General features: G+C 70.0%; 11 protein-coding genes. 6 read left to right on the top strand and 5 right to left on the bottom strand.

From position 1 onward, the window contains the following. Positions 1–34: 34 nt before the first annotated feature. Together AB8619_RS15340 and AB8619_RS15335 are read right to left on the bottom strand one after the other, a co-directional pair. The gene (locus AB8619_RS15340; RefSeq protein ID WP_436793506.1) at positions 35–634 is read right to left on the bottom strand and encodes a HEAT repeat domain-containing protein; all 600 of its coding nucleotides are present in this window, start codon (positions 632–634) and stop codon (positions 35–37) included. Next, a complete protein-coding gene (locus AB8619_RS15335; RefSeq protein ID WP_436793505.1) occupies positions 631–1,047 on the bottom strand; it encodes a hypothetical protein in 417 nt (138 codons plus the stop codon). Before AB8619_RS15335 ends, AB8619_RS15340 begins: the two co-directional genes overlap by 4 nt. On the opposite strand from AB8619_RS15335, the gene AB8619_RS15330 reads away from it, so the two are divergent. From AB8619_RS15330 to AB8619_RS15310, 5 genes are all read left to right on the top strand, one after another. Beyond that, positions 1,040–2,146, top strand: a complete 1,107-nt coding sequence (locus tag AB8619_RS15330) for a PDZ domain-containing protein (protein WP_436793504.1) — start codon at positions 1,040–1,042, stop codon at positions 2,144–2,146. The two genes, AB8619_RS15335 and AB8619_RS15330, sit on opposite strands and share 8 nt — an antisense overlap. Before the next feature lie 28 nt (positions 2,147–2,174). Continuing rightward, entirely contained in the window at positions 2,175–4,805 is a 2,631-nt protein-coding gene (locus tag AB8619_RS15325; RefSeq protein WP_436793503.1) for an ATP-binding protein, read from the top strand. Next, positions 4,802–5,905 carry a hypothetical protein gene (locus tag AB8619_RS15320; protein WP_436793502.1) on the top strand — a complete coding sequence of 368 codons (1,104 nt, stop codon included), beginning with the start codon at positions 4,802–4,804 and terminating at the stop codon, positions 5,903–5,905. Before AB8619_RS15325 ends, AB8619_RS15320 begins: the two co-directional genes overlap by 4 nt. Positions 5,906–5,984: 79 nt before the next feature. Then, entirely contained in the window at positions 5,985–8,075 is a 2,091-nt protein-coding gene (locus AB8619_RS15315) for a hypothetical protein (RefSeq protein ID WP_436793501.1), read from the top strand. A gap of 83 nt (positions 8,076–8,158) precedes the next feature. Then, positions 8,159–11,176, top strand: a complete 3,018-nt coding sequence (locus AB8619_RS15310; protein ID WP_436793500.1) for a UPF0182 family membrane protein — start codon at positions 8,159–8,161, stop codon at positions 11,174–11,176. Here the strand turns inward: AB8619_RS15310 and AB8619_RS15305 are convergent. Both AB8619_RS15305 and AB8619_RS15300 read right to left on the bottom strand, forming a co-directional pair. Beyond that, positions 11,173–11,598, bottom strand: coding sequence for a hypothetical protein (locus AB8619_RS15305; protein WP_436793499.1), 426 nt, complete (start codon positions 11,596–11,598; stop codon positions 11,173–11,175). The two genes, AB8619_RS15310 and AB8619_RS15305, sit on opposite strands and share 4 nt — an antisense overlap. 63 nt (positions 11,599–11,661) lie before the next feature. Continuing rightward, positions 11,662–12,552 carry a hypothetical protein gene (locus AB8619_RS15300; protein ID WP_436793498.1) on the bottom strand — a complete coding sequence of 297 codons (891 nt, stop codon included), beginning with the start codon at positions 12,550–12,552 and terminating at the stop codon, positions 11,662–11,664. 156 nt (positions 12,553–12,708) lie between these two features. Between AB8619_RS15300 and AB8619_RS15295 the strand changes: the two genes are divergently transcribed. Then, the gene (locus tag AB8619_RS15295) at positions 12,709–13,941 is read left to right on the top strand and encodes a hypothetical protein (protein WP_436793497.1); all 1,233 of its coding nucleotides are present in this window, start codon (positions 12,709–12,711) and stop codon (positions 13,939–13,941) included. A 12-nt stretch (positions 13,942–13,953) separates the two neighbouring features. On the opposite strand, the gene AB8619_RS15290 is transcribed toward AB8619_RS15295, so the two are convergent. Beyond that, entirely contained in the window at positions 13,954–14,496 is a 543-nt protein-coding gene (locus tag AB8619_RS15290; RefSeq protein ID WP_436793496.1) for a hypothetical protein, read from the bottom strand. Positions 14,497–14,500 lie beyond the last annotated feature (4 nt).

Here is a 14,500-nt window from a genome sequence, read left to right as displayed (position 1 = left end):
TCCCGACGCGTGTGGACCCGTGTTGCGCAGCCCGTCAGGCGAGCAGGTCCTCGGCGATCTGACGGACCTGCCGATCGCGGTCCTCGAGTGCTCGATGCAGCGCGGCGTCGACCTCGGGTCCGTCGAACGCTGCCAGCGCGACGACGGCGCGTCGTCGCAGTGTCGCTCGTTCGTCGAGCGCCGCGAGGACTGCGGGCAACCCGATCGGGTCGCCGATGGCGCCGAGCGCGGCGACGGCGGCCTCGCGGACCAGGTGCTCGGGGTGCCCCGTCGCCACCCGAGCGAGTTCCCGGGCGGCGTGTTCCTCGGCCGGGTCCCGCTCGCCGCACGCCCATGCCGCGGTCTCGGCCACGACCGGATCCGGATCGTCGAGCAGATGCACGATCGACGGGGGACGGTCGCCTCGCCGAGGGGCGACGATCGTGACCGCTCGGCGCCGAACTCCGGAATCGGGGTCGGACAACGCCGTCTCGAGTTCGGTGTCCTCGACGGCATCGAGGCGCGCGAGCGCTCCGAGCGCGGTCGACCGCACGACGCTCGACTCGTCGTCGAGCATCGATCTGGCGGTGTCGACGTCGCCCGAGTGGCCGGCGACCGCGGCGACCCGCCGTCGAGCGGCGGCGTCCGCGCTCATCCGATCGCGTTGCCGAGGATCTCTGCGGCTCCGCCGACGACTGCGCCGATGATCGCTGCGATGCCGACACCGACGACGACGACGATCACGGCGAGACCGACGAGGCTGGTCACACGACGCGGGAGCGACGGGCGGACCAGGTCGGCGAAGCGTCCCTCGACCGCGGTCTGCGAGGCAGGGACCGTGCCGGTGTGGGGCGGCGGGGACGCCGGTGACCCCACGGCGATCGTGCGCGTGGATTCGGGTTCTGGCTCGTGATGGACCTGCGGCGCGGGCGCTGGTGATGCCGTCTTCTTCGCGCCACCGGCGCGGCGGGACGGGCCGCCGTTCGTGGCAGGCTTTCGTTCGGCCATGGACACGGCCATGATGCCGACGACGCCGCCGAGTACCACGAGCAGGATCAACGTGAGCACAGAAGAAGCGATGGTACCGGCGGACGCCGGTGACGCCGGGACACCGACCATCCAGCGGCGCCGTCTGTGGCCGTGGTGGCTCGCCGGTGGCGCACTGGTGGCGCTGGCCGCTGCGGTGCTCGCTGCGCTCACGGTCCACGTGCCGTACTACGAGTTCCGTCCCGGCTCGGCGCGACCGGTGGCCGGTCTCGTCACGTCGTCCGACGTCGACGTCTATCCGCCCGAGAGCGACATCGCCTACACGACCGTGAGCCTGCGGCACAGCACCATCGCTTCGTACCTGCAGGCCATGATCGACGACGACATCGAGATCGTCGAGGACGACGTGGTGCTGGGCGACCGATCCGAGTCGGAGAACCGGCAGTTCAACCTCCAGTTGATGGACACGTCGAAACAGGACGCCATCCGGGTCGCGCTCGTCGCTCTCGGCTACGACGTCCCGATCACCATCAGCGGGATCGTGGTCGTGGGGGTCGTGGAGGACTCCGCTGCCGACGGGGTGTTGGAGGTGGGGGACACGATCCTGTCGATCGACGGCGAGACGCTCGGCGTCGCCTCCGACGTGGCCCGGATCATGGATCCGAAGAAGCCGGGCGACGTCGTCACGCTGGAGGTCGAGCCGCCGGACCGTGCGGCGACCCGATCGGTCGAGGTGACGCTCGTCGCGGCAGGCGACGAGCCCGAGCGCGGGATCATCGGCATCCAACTCCAGCCCCGCGACCCGAACTACGAGTATCCGTTCGACATCGACATCGACTCGGGCAATGTCGGCGGGCCGTCGGCCGGCCTCGCGTTCTCGCTCGGCGTGATCGACGTCCTGACTCCGGGCGAACTCACGGGCGGACTGCGCGTCGCAGTGACGGGCACCATCGACCGCAACGGCAACGTCGGCAACGTCGGGGGCGTCGTGCAGAAGACGGCGGTGGTCACCGGAGCCGGGTACGACGTCTTCCTGGTGCCCAGGGACGAGGTCGACGAGGTGCGTGCCCGGGCAGGGGACAACCTGCAGGTCATCCCAGTCGGTACTCTTGCCGAGGCCCTCGACGCACTCGCGTCGCTGGGTGGGAGCGGCTTCGAGACAGCGGCTGCGCCCGGATGATCCCTTTCGCGATGCAGTAGACGCCACCATGACCACTGAAGCAGCGCAGCTGCAGTTCGCAGCCGAGTTCACGCTGTTCCTCGCTGCAGTGGCAGCGATCGCGGTCACGGCCCTCAAGCCCGACCTCCTCTTCCGCCAGGCGGCGGCGCGCACGAGCTTCGTCGTCGGCGCCGGAGCGCTGGCCGTGGCGGCATTCCTCCACGGATCGTTGCTGGTCGACGACGGCACCGACCCGGTACTGGTGCTCACCCGGGCCGTGGGCATCGTGGCCGTCGGCGCATCGCTGCTCCGGTGGCACGGCGCCTCCGACGGTCGCCTGCTCGCGTTGACCGGTGTCGTCGCCCTCGCGGTCGCCGAGGCCATAGCCGCCGGCGACTCCGCTTCGCTCGCCGACGGTGTGCGCGGCGCGGGCGCGCTCGTCTTCGCCGTGGCGCTGGCGGTGGCTTCACGCCGAGCGATCGCCGCACGCGTCGCCACGTCGGCGGCAGCGGTGGTCCTCCTGGTCATCACGTCGGTCGCGATCGCCCTCTCGGTCGTCATCGCCGACAACGTCGAGGACGAGGTCGCCCGCCGCTACGAGGCCCGTGCCGAGACCGAGGCGAACGTCTTCGCAGACACCAGCACCTCGGCTGTGGGCGACGCCACGCTGCTCGCCCGCACGCTCCTCAGTCGTTCGGCCGAGATCGCCGCCGTCGACGCCGTCGACGGGAACGGTGCCGATGCCGAGCGCCAGTCGGTCGCCGACGCCCTCGTCGTCTTCCGGGACACGCTACTCCGGGAGCCGTTCGCCGGACCCCTCGTGGTGGTTGGTGCCACCGGCAATCCGGTGGCCACCATCGACGCCACGGAGATCGTGCGTTTCGAACTCCTCGGCTCCGACGCCGTGCAGCAGGTGATCGCCACCCGGCAACCCGTCGACGACGTCTCGATCGTGGGTGACCAGACGTTCTCGATCGGCGCCGCACCGATCACGTCGGGCGCCGACTTCCTGGGCGTTGCGGTCGTGACTGCCCGCCTCGACGGGGAGTTCCTGGCTGATCGCATCGCCGATGCTGCCTCGGCCGAGCAAGAGGTCGGGCTCGCGTTGGTCGACCGGCAGCGAAGCTATGCGGCCGCCGGCGAGCAGCCGTCGCTCGCGACCAGCCTGGGTCTCGCTGCTGATGCCGTCCTGTTCGACGAGACGCAGACGGCCCTCGACGGCGACCGTTTCGTGGTCTCGGTCCCCGTGCTCGACGAGGACGGCGCTCCGTTCCTCGCGGTGACGGTGTCGGTGCCTCAGGCGCGCATCGACGCCACCCGTCAGGACCTGTTCCGGATCCTGTTCGTCGTCGCACTCGGTGCGGCGCTGGTCGCCATGATCCTCGCCGGGTACGCCGGCAACCGGATCGGGGCGGGTCTCGGGGTCCTCACCGCCGCCACCGGCGAGCTCCAGAAGGGCCGGCTCGCGGCCAGGGCGAAGCTCGACACGCCCGACGAGCTCGGGGTGTTGGCGACGACGTTCAACCAGATGGCCGGGTCGATCCAGACGATGACGGACGACCTGCGCTCGGCTGCCGACGAGGAGGCTGCGTTGCGGGCCCGGCTCGAGGGCGTCGTCGCGGGCATGGGGGAGGCCCTGGTCGCTGTCGACGAGCGTGGCCGGATCACCGACTTCAACGCTGCTGCCGAGGAGCTCACGGGGGTTCCGGCACGCGACGCGATCGGCAAGAAGATCGACGCCGTCTGCACGGTGACCACCGAGGACGACACCGACATCACCGAGCGGTTCGTGCGCCCGGTGCTCGAGTCGTGGAACGCCCAGGCCGATCTCGTGGGGACCGCGGGCGAGCCGGTGCCGGTCGCGGTGTCGGCGGGTCCGCTCCGTGGGACCGCTGGCGTCCTCTCGGGTGCCGTGTTCGTGATCCGCGACGTGCGGCGCGAGCGCGAGGTCGAGCGGATGAAGACCGAGTTCATCGCCAACGTCAGCCACGAGCTGCGGACACCACTGACGCCGGTCAAGGGCTACTCCGACATCCTGGCCAACCGCGAGTTGCCCACCGAGCGGGTGCAGGAGTTCGCTCGCGAGATCCTCAACGGTGCCTCCCAGCTCGAGCGGGTCACCGACCAGTTGGTGCAGTTCGCCACCCTCGCTGCCGGCCGGCTCCAGTTGCAGACCGAGTCGGTCCGCCCGCGCGACCTGCTCGACGGGGTCGTCGACCGATGGAACGGCCGGCTCCCCGGGACGCACTCGTTGACCCGCCGGGTGGCTCGGGGCACCCCCGTGGCCGTGGTCGACCGCCGCTACGTCGACGTGGCCCTCGACGAGCTGATCGACAACGCGATCAAGTACTCGCCCGAGGGCGGTCGGGTGCGGGTGAGCGCCACGGCGTACGAGAACGGCAACGGACCACGGCTCCTGCTGTCGGTCGACGACCGAGGGGTCGGGATCGACCCCGAGCAGCGCCACGCCATCTTCGACGACTTCGCCCAGGCTGACGGCTCGGCCACACGGCGTTTCGGTGGGCTGGGCCTCGGCCTCGCGCTGGTGAACCGCATCGTGCGGGCCCACGGTGGCGAGCTGACCTGCACGAGCTCGCCGGGCAAGGGCACGACGGTGCAGATGCTCCTGCCCCTCGACCCCGCGGCGGCGTTCGACGTGACCAGCGAGGGCGTGACGTGACCGTCCGTCGCAGGCTGGCTGCGTTCGTGGTGGGAGCACTGGTGTTGGCGTCGTGCAGCGACGACGGTGGGCCGGCGGCCGACGAAGCGCGCATCGAGGTCGATGGATCGGTCACGGTCGTCGCGGCCGATGGCTCGACCGGGACGCTCACGAACGACGCGACGTTGGACTTCGGTGACCGCGTGACCGTCGACGCCGGCTCCGCCATGGTCGAACTCGCCGGCGGCCAGCAGTACGAACTCCGTTCCGGTCCGACGCCGTCGGTGCTCGAGATCGCCTCGCCGCCCGTACTGGCCAGCGGCGACGTGTTGGTGGTCGCAGGATTCCCGGCCCAGGTCCGTCTCGGCACGACCACGGTGTCGGCGATGGGAGCGATGAAGGTCGTCTCCGCGGTGCCGTCGGTCGTCAGCTATGCCGGCCGTGCGCGGATCGACGGGGCCGGTCGTCTCGACGAGGTGGTGGCGCTCCGGCAGGTCGTGCTGACCTCCTCGGCGATCGCCGAGCCGCTGGTGTACGACGGCGCCGACGAGTGGGACCGTCGGTATCTCGCCGAGGCGATGGCCTTCGGCGATCGACTCGAGGCGCTGGGCCGGGGCTACACCGCCGATCTGGGCGCCGACAGTGTCCGTTCGGCGAGCTTCTATGAGGCCGTGATCCCCGCGCTGGGGGACGACCGGGAGTTCAGCGCTGACCTCCTGGGCGATCGCCGCGCCGGCGAGACGATCATCGGCGCCTCGATCGTCGTGCAGGGGCGCGATGACACCTTCCGCACACGGTGGAACGAGGTGTTCGAGTTCCGCGACGAGGGTGCTGCGTGGGGACTCGTCGCGCTCGACCAGGGTGTGAGCTCCGCTCCCGTGCTCGACACCGTCGAACTCGCCGTCGCCGCACCGCAGCCGCCGTCCACCTCGACGGTGCCGTCGACCCCGACGTCGACCTCGCGTCCACCGGTCCCCACGACCGATGGCTCGGATCCCGGACCCACGACGTCGACGCCGCCCGACCCCGATCCGACACCACCGACGACTGGCCTGCTCGACCCGATCGCCGACCCCGTGGCAGCGATTCTCGAGGACCTGCTCGGCATCATCGGTCTCTGACCGGCCTGCTCGTCGACCGCGCCCATGGAGGGTCAGAGGGTCGCCGGACCGAACCCGATCCGGGCATAGGGTTGTGCCGATGGATGACGACCCGCGCATCGACCCCGCAGACCTGCGAACGGTCCGATTTCCCGGGTCGTTCCGGCGCTACGAGGCACGTGCCGTCGACGAGTTCCTCGAGTCGGTCGCCCAGCGGGTCGAGGCGACGAACGCCCTCGTCGACGATCTCCGCCGCCGTCTCGACGACCCGACCGCACCGCCGTCGACCGGGTCCTCGGCCTTCACGCTGTTGCCCCGCGAAGAAGTGGTCTTCGACGCTCCACCGGAGCCCGAACCCGAACCCGAGCCAGAGCCCGAGGTCGCCGTCGCCGCCGAGACACCGGTCCTCGGCACGCTCAGCGACGACGAACTGGTCGGTCTGGTCGGGGCAGAGACCGCGCACGTGCTCTCCACGGCGCGTCACGCCGCAGACGACATCCGCTCGAAGGCCGAAGAGTCGGCTGCCCGGGTGATCCGGGAGGCGACCGCCGAGGCAAAGCGTCTGGTCGACGATGCCGAACAGCAGGCGGCGGACCTGACGGCCGAGGCGCTGGCCGCACGCGACACCGCAGTGGCGGCCGCGGCCGCGGAAGGTCAGCGGCTCACCACCGAGGCCGAGGCATCGGCCGCGCAGATCCGGGCCAAGGCCGAGACCGATGCCGCGGCGGCGACCGCAGAGGCGGATCGCATCCGGGCTGAAGCCGAACAGGAAGCGGCGCGCGCGATCGAGGAGGCCCGAGAAGAGGGCCGGACGATGGTCGGCGAGGCCAAGGAGGTCCGCGCGCGCATCCTGGCCGATCTCCAGCGACGTCGCGACGCTGGCCGTGGCCAGGTCGAGCGTCTCGCTGCCGGTCGTCAGCGGCTGCTCGATGCCTATGCGACCGTGCGCGAGAACGTCGACGAGATCACCTCGCAGCTCGACGGCGCACTGGTCGACGAGTCGGTCTCCGAGAGCGACGAACTCGAGCAGGAGATCGACGCCGCGGCGGCTCACGTCGCCGCAGCCGAGGCCGATCGAGCTGCAGCAGAGGCCGTCGCGGAACCGGCGCCGGAACCCGATCCCGAGCCGGAACCGGAGCCGGAACCGGAGCCCGAGCCGGAACCGGAGCCCGAGCCGGAACCGGAGCCCGAGCCCGAGCCGGAGCCGGAGCCGGAGCCGGAGCCAGAACCGGAGCCAGAACCGGAGCCAGAACCGGAGCCAGAGCCCGAGCCAGAGCCCGAACCGGAGCCGGAGCCCGAGCCCGAGCCCGCGGCCGACGATGCGCCCTCGGACGACGTCGGCGCGTTGTTCGAGCGGATCCGCTCCGAGCGAGCCGAGTCGGTGGCACGCGCCCAGCAGGTCCTCTCGGCTGGTGAGAACGCCGCGGTCGAGGAGCCCGAGCCCGAGCCGGAACCCGAGCCCGAGCCGGAACCCGAGCCCGAGCCCGAGCCGGCGGTCGTGGCCGCCCCGACCGGTGGAGCCGACCAGGTCCCCGCCGAACTCCTCGCGGACGGACCGGTCCACGAGCACCGAGGCGAGGTCGTCGCCAAACTCGAGAAGTCGTTGTCCCGTGCGCTCAAGCGTCATCTGGCCGACGAGCAGAACGCCGTGCTCGACGCGCTCCGCCAGAGTGAGTCGACCGATGCCGACGAACTCCTGCCGGCTCGCGAGGCACAGGTCGACGGCTACGCCGACGTGGCGATCGACGGACTCGCCGCAGCGGCGCAGGCCGGTGCCTCGACCGGGGACGACACGGAGTCCGAAGCCGACGTCGGGGCCCTTGCCGTCGCCTTGTCCGAGTCGCTGGTCGACCCCTTCCGCCGTCGTATCGAGGACAGCGCCGCCGATGTCGACGGAGACGCCGATGCCCTCGACGAGCGGCTCCGGGCCCTCTATCGCGAGTGGAAGGTCGAACGGATCGCCCCCGCGGTGTCCGACGCCCTGCTGTCGGCGTATGCCGCCGGTCAGCTGGCAGCAGCGGCCGACGACGCCCGTCTCCGCTGGCTCATCGACCCGGAACAGGGTCCCTGCCCCGATGCCCAGGACAACGCGCTGGCGGGAACGGTGGTCAAGGGCGAGACCTTCCCGACCGGTGACGCCTGCCCGCAGGCCCATCCGGGCTGCCGGTGCATGCTCGCCGTCGAGACCTGATCTCCGCGGGGCCGGGATGCCTCGCGCAAGGGTCTTGACCACCCCTCGGTAGGCTCAGACGCCACATGCGTCCCCCTTCTGACATGCCCCAGCCCCGTCGTCGTGCGCCCCGCCCCAGCGGCGATGGTTCGAACCGCGGCCGCACGATCCTGATCGTCGTCGCGATCGCGCTGTTCTTCCTGATCACGTCGCTGCGCGGCATCGCCGGCTTCTACACCGACTTCCTGTGGTTCGACTCGCTCGGCTACGACGGCGTGTGGTCCGGGGTGCTCGGCGCCAAGATCTCGCTCGCGGTGATCTTCGTCGCGGCGTTCTTCGCGGTGTGCTGGGTGAACCTCTACATCGCCGATCGACTGGCCCCGAAGTTCCCGCCGGCCGGCCCCGAGCAGGAGGCGCTCGATCGCTTCCGCGAGGCCATCGGCAACCGGACCGGGTTGTTCCGCCTGGCGGTCGCCTTCGTCCTGGCCGTGCTCATCGGTACCGGCATGAGCCAGGAATGGCGTGAGTGGCTGCTCTTCACCAACGGCGGTGACTGGGGCATGTCGGATGCGCAGTTCTCCACCGACATCGGCTTCTACGTGTTCAAGTTGCCGTTCCTGAAGTCGGTCACCGACTGGGCGTTCGCCTCGGTGCTGATCATCCTCGTGGTGACCATCGCTGCGCACTTCGCGAACGGCGGCATCCGCGTCCAGCCGACGGGTCCGGGGACGATCAGCCCCAAGGTCACCTCGCAGGTGAAGGCCCACGTGTCGGTGCTCCTCGGCGTGCTCGCGCTGATCCGGGCCGCGGGCTACATGCTCGAGCGCTACGAGCTCACCACCTCGACCCGCGGTGTGGTCGACGGCGCCGGGTTCACCGACGTCAACGCACAGCTGCCGGTGCTCAACCTCCTGATCCTGATCTCGGTTGCGTCGTTCGCACTCTTCATCGTCAACATCTGGCGTCGTGGCTGGGTGCTGCCGATCCTCGGTGTCGGGCTGTGGGGGCTCGTGGCCGTGGTCGCCGGCGGCATCTACCCCGAGGTGATCCAGCGGTTCCAGGTCTCGCCGAACGAACTGTCGAAGGAGACCGAGTACATCGACCGCAACATCGCGGCCACCCGCGATGCCCTCGGCCTCGCCGAGGTCGACACGACCAGCTACGACCTGACACGCGACGAAGCCGACGTGAACCTCTCGGACAACATCGAGACGGTCCAGAACATCCGTCTGTGGGATCCGTCGTCGGTCGTCCTCGGTCAGACGTTCCCTCGCCTCGAGGAACTGCTGCCCTACTACACGCTCAACGACGTCGACGTCGATCGCTACGAGATCGACGGCGCCCTGCGACAGGTCGTGCTGTCGGCTCGTGACCTCGACACCACGGGACTGCCGCAGTCGTCGTGGGAGGCCGAGCACATCATCTACACGCACGGCTACGGCATGGTGCTCGCGTCCGGGACGACGAAGACCGCCCAGGGGCGCCCCGACTTCGCGCTCCAGCAGGTCCCGGTGAAGGAGAACACCGACCTCGAACTGAACCGTCCCCAGATCTACTTCGGCGAGAACCTCGACGGCTACGTGATCACCGGTGGCACGCGTGAGGAACTCGACTACCAGGACGGCGCCGACACGACCAACACCGTCTACGACGGTCCCGACGGGGTCGACATCGGTGGATTCCTCGACAAGGTCGCCTTCTCGTTGCGCTTCGGCGACTACAACCCGCTGATCTCCAACCTGATCGACGGCGACTCGAAGATCCACTACATCCGCGACGTGCGTGAGCGCGCCGAGACGCTGGCGCCGTTCCTCGACTTCGACGCCGACCCCTACCCGGTGATCAACGACGCCGGCGAGATCGTGTGGATCCTCGACGCCTACACGACGAGCGATCGGTATCCGTACGCGCAACGTGCCGACAACAGCGGCCTCACCGGCGCCACCGGGCTCGACGGGCGGTTCAACTACGTCCGCAACTCGGTCAAGGCCGTGGTCGACGCCTACGACGGCACCGTCGACTTCTACGTGATCGACGAAGAGGACCCGGTCATCGAGGCATGGCGCAGCGCCTTCCCCGAACTGTTCACCGACTTCGACGAGATGCCCGAGGACCTCGTCGACAACCTCCGATACCCCGAAGACCTCTTCCGGGTCCAGACGAACATGTGGGGCGACTACCACGTCACCAACGCCAGCACCTTCTACAACAACAACGATGCCTGGAACGTGGCGCTCGACCCCGGCACCGCTGGTGCCGGCCCGGCGACGCAGACGACGAACGCCGCCGGACAGCCGGTCGGTCCGTCGGTCGGTGCCCGCATCGACCCGTACTACCTGCTGACGCAGTTGCCGGGTGAGGATCGGGCGGAGTTCGTCATGCTCCGCACGTTCGTCCCCGTGGGCAACGACCAGAACCAGTTGTTGACGGCCTTCATGGTCGCTCGTTCGGACCCCGGCCACTACGGCGAACTCGTGAGCTACGAGATGCCGCGTCAGAACCGACCGGACGGTCCGGCCATCGTCGCCGACGCCATCCAGTCCGACCCGACCGTCTCCGAGCAGCAGACGCTGCTCGGTGGAAGCGGTTCCGAGGTCAAGTTCGGCAACCTGATCCTGGTGCCGGTCGACAACGCGCTCGTGTACGTGCGGCCGTTCTACGTCGAGTCCGACCAGGTGCGGATCCCCGAGCTGAAGAAGGTGGTGGCGTTCTACGAGTCGAAGGTCGCCATCTCCGACACGCTCGCCGGTGCGCTCGGGCAGCTCTTCGACGAGGTCCCCAACCTGGACGAGATCGTCGACGACCCGGACCCCGGCCCCGACGGTCCCGGCGAGACCCCGGAGGATCCTGGCCCGGAGCTCGGCGTGAACGAACGAGCGGCGCAGCTGCTCGAGGACGCCGAGGCCCTGTTCCAGGAATCGCGGGCCGCCCTCGCCGACGGCGATCTGGGCACCTACCAGTCGAAGAACGACGAGGCCGAGGAGAAGGTCAGCGAAGCGCTGAAGCTCTTGGCGCAGTCGACGACCACGACCACGACGCCGCCCGACTCGACGACCACGACGGTCGAGCAGGAGGAAGCGCTGGCGCCCGCCGACTGGCGGGTGTGGGCGCAGGCTGGTTAGAAGCCGGTGTCGACCGGGGTGCGGTGGCGGAGATCGATCTCGGCCGCACCCCGTACCTCGCCACGAACCTGCTCGATGCGGGCGGCGACGTTGATCTCGAGGCGTGACAGTTCGGCGGCGACCTTCGCCGTGTGCAGCCGAGCCTTGATCACGTCTTCGTGACTGGCGGCGTCGAACCGGTCCTGCATCGCCGCCGACATGGCGTCGACGCGGTGCTCGAGATGGACGATCGAGGTGTGGAGCTGCGCCGACTGCGTCGCCAGCATCTGCAGCGCCCGTTCGGTGCGTGCGAGCGCCGGTGCGGCGTCGGCCGTCAGGGGCACCAACGCGGTGCCGTCCGGCGCCGGGACGTCGGTCTCGGGTGCCTCGGGCTGAGGTGCATCGGTCGTGCGTGCGGGGCGCGAGCGTCGGAACCAACCCATGGCAGCAACCGTACGAGTGAGTCGAGCACCGGTGGTGGATGTCGATCGACGCTCGCCGGAGCCTCACACGGCCTGGGCATCGGGCCAGGCGGTGTGCGGGATGCGCATCTCCTCGAGCGCCTGTTCGACCCGGTCGGCCAGGGTCGGGACGAGTTCGGATCGGATCCGCGCTCGGACCAGGGACAGCGGTGGGCACCGGTTGAGGACGAAGCGGGCGAACGCTCCGTCGTCGAGCCAACGCGCTGCCGTCTGGTCGAGGTCGGGGACGAGATGGGTTCCCCGGCCCGCCATCTGCCGTAACCGTGACCACGGCCAGGCGCGGGCGAACATCGTTGCCGTCACGACGAGGCCGTGGTCTCGGGCGACGCTGCTTCGCGCCCCCTGCAGGATGCGACGAGCAGGATGCAGGGCAACCACCTCGTCCCAGGTGGTGACCGTCTCGCGCTCCAGCGCGAGGAGCGTCGCCAGCCACTCGATGGTGAAGAACACGTCGGTGCCACACGGCGCACCGGCGGTCGGGAGGTCGAGGGCTCGGCGGAGCAGGTCGATCTGCTCGCCGCTGACGTCGTCGTCGTCCGTCGCCGAGCCGAGGAGTCGGTGGTCCTCGGCGTGGGTTCGGTACACGACCTCACCGCTGCGCGAGACGATGGTGACGACGTGGACGCGCGAACGGTCGGGCGCAGCGGTCGCACGATCGGCGACGTCGTAGGCCCACCCGGCGGTCGCGATGCCGAGTGCATGCCAGTCGGCCGGTGCGGTGAAACCGAGCAGGAGCTCGGTGGGGTGGGCGCCGTCGAGCGGTCGGACCCCGAGGTCGACCGTGTCGTGCCGCTCGGCGACGTGGAGCAGACAGGGTTCGAGCGTCTCGTCGACCAGGTCGTGCAGCACCTGGTGGGCGAGGAGATGGAGCGATGCGTCGATGGCGGACGGGTCGACGGTGGTCGAACGGGTCATGGCGGAGCCTTCCGGAGCAGGTGCGGCCGTGGCGACGGCGAGCGGCTGGGCTCGTGGCCCTGGCCGGGAAGGCGGATCGCTCCGCGAGAGGACGAGGATCGCAGGCCACCAGACCTCCGTCAAGGGTCGCGGCGTCTCGACCCGTAGCCTCGCTGGATGGCCGCGCGTCGACGTCCCCCGAAGATCCATGCACCGGTGTGGCCGGCCAGCGAGCCGGGTCTGCCCCCGCTCGACGGTGTGGTGCCGGCGTTGGGTGGCTTCGACGGCATCGGTGATGCCTCGCCGCTCGACATCGAGCTGCGCGCCTCGGAGTTCCTGGGACATCTCGGCGCAGGGTCACTCGACGACCTCGCCCCAGACGAACCCGATCACGAGGAACTGCTGAACGGGCTGATCGAGGTCAGCCTCCACCATCTCGACCAGAGCCCGCCGCGGGTGGTCATCGACTTCTGCTGGGTGATGGACGCCTTCGATCCCGGCTACGTGCAGTGGCCGCTCCACGAGCGTCTCCAGACCAGCGCACTGCCGGCGGCACCCGGCTGGCTCATGGCCGTCGGCAACGCCGAGGCCACGGGCGCCTGGACGGTCGGTCACGAGACCGGCGACGGCTTCGACGTGGTCCTCACCGCCCGCCATCCCGGCGCCGCAGCCGATCACGTCCTCGCCGTCTATGTCGACCGCACACTCGGTGGACTGGCCAAGGACGTGCTCGTGCACTCGGACGCGGAGCGGTTCCTCGACCTGGCAGCCGAGGACGACGCCATGGTCGTCTCCGAGCTCGACCTCGGCATCGCCGCAGCGACCATCGACGAGGCCATCGACGCGACCTTCGAGGAAGGCGCGATCGTGCCGGTCTCGGACACGTTCTCGTCGCTGTTCTCGATCGTCGAGCACTACGTGGCCAAGCTGCCCACCGGAGCGTCGGCACTGGCGATGCCAGATCCGTCGACGGCTGCCGAGCAGGCCTCGCTGGTCGATGCGTTCCTCGCGTCCGAGGCGGGAGCAGCACACGCCGGTGAACGAGATGCGCTGCTCGCCGCGGTCGGCTTCGTGGTCGACGAGGTCGGGGGAGAGGCCGACCGTTGGTCGCCCGTCGTCGTCCACCTGGTCATGGCGGGGTGGTTGCCCCGCGCCGATCTCGACGAGACCACGCTCGGACGCTTCGGCGACGTGATGCGGTCGTTCGTACCGTGGGTGCACGCCGAGCGTGGCTGGGCCGACCGCTATGTGGCCGACACGGTGGCGATCATCGACGCCGTCGAGGCCGAGGTCGACGACGCCCAGGGTTCCGGACGGGTCGAGATCCTCGAGCAGGCGGTGGCCGCCGGCGTCGATCTCGACGACGAGGCGGCGCTCGACGCCTTCCTCGACTCGTACCTCGACATGTAGTCCGAGGGGCGTTCAGGCCTCGTGACTGAAGCGTTCGACGTCGGCGAGGAAGGATTGGCGTTCCTCACCGATCAGGCCGTGGACGAGGTCGGTCAGTTCGTCGAGGTCCACGCAGCCGGCCTTGACCATCTCGGCGATGTCGACCGCGTCCTTGCCACGCGCGAAGAACGTCTTGAAGACGGCGAGGTCGATACACGCCAGCACGGGGATCTCGATCGACTCGAAGGGCTGCAACCGTGTCTGGAGCTCGGCTCGGCCATGGAACGGATGATTCGACAGGAACACGTCGACGGGCGTCCGGTCCCAGAACAGCCGCGCCTGGCCGGCTCGGCGGAGCTGACGTCGGTCGGCGTCGGTGATCGTCACCCCCTCCGGGAGCGCGGCGAGGACCTCGTCGAGGCGGCGCGTGCCCACGAAGATGTTGACGTCGATGTCGTCGGTGCCACGCGGGCTGGCGGTGCAGTAGGCGAGGGCGATGGCGCCGCCGAAGGCATGGGGGAGCCCGGCACCGGCGAGGCCCCGGTCGAGGGTGACGATGCGTTCGGTGAGACGCACCGGC

Origin of the sequence: Actinospongiicola halichondriae, assembly GCF_049103745.1 — a bacterium.
Lineage (GTDB): Bacteria > Actinomycetota > Acidimicrobiia > Acidimicrobiales > Salinilacustritrichaceae > Salinilacustrithrix > Salinilacustrithrix halichondriae.
The sequence above is the reverse complement of the archived record's forward strand: the minus strand, read 5'-3'. Positions and strand labels throughout refer to the sequence as shown.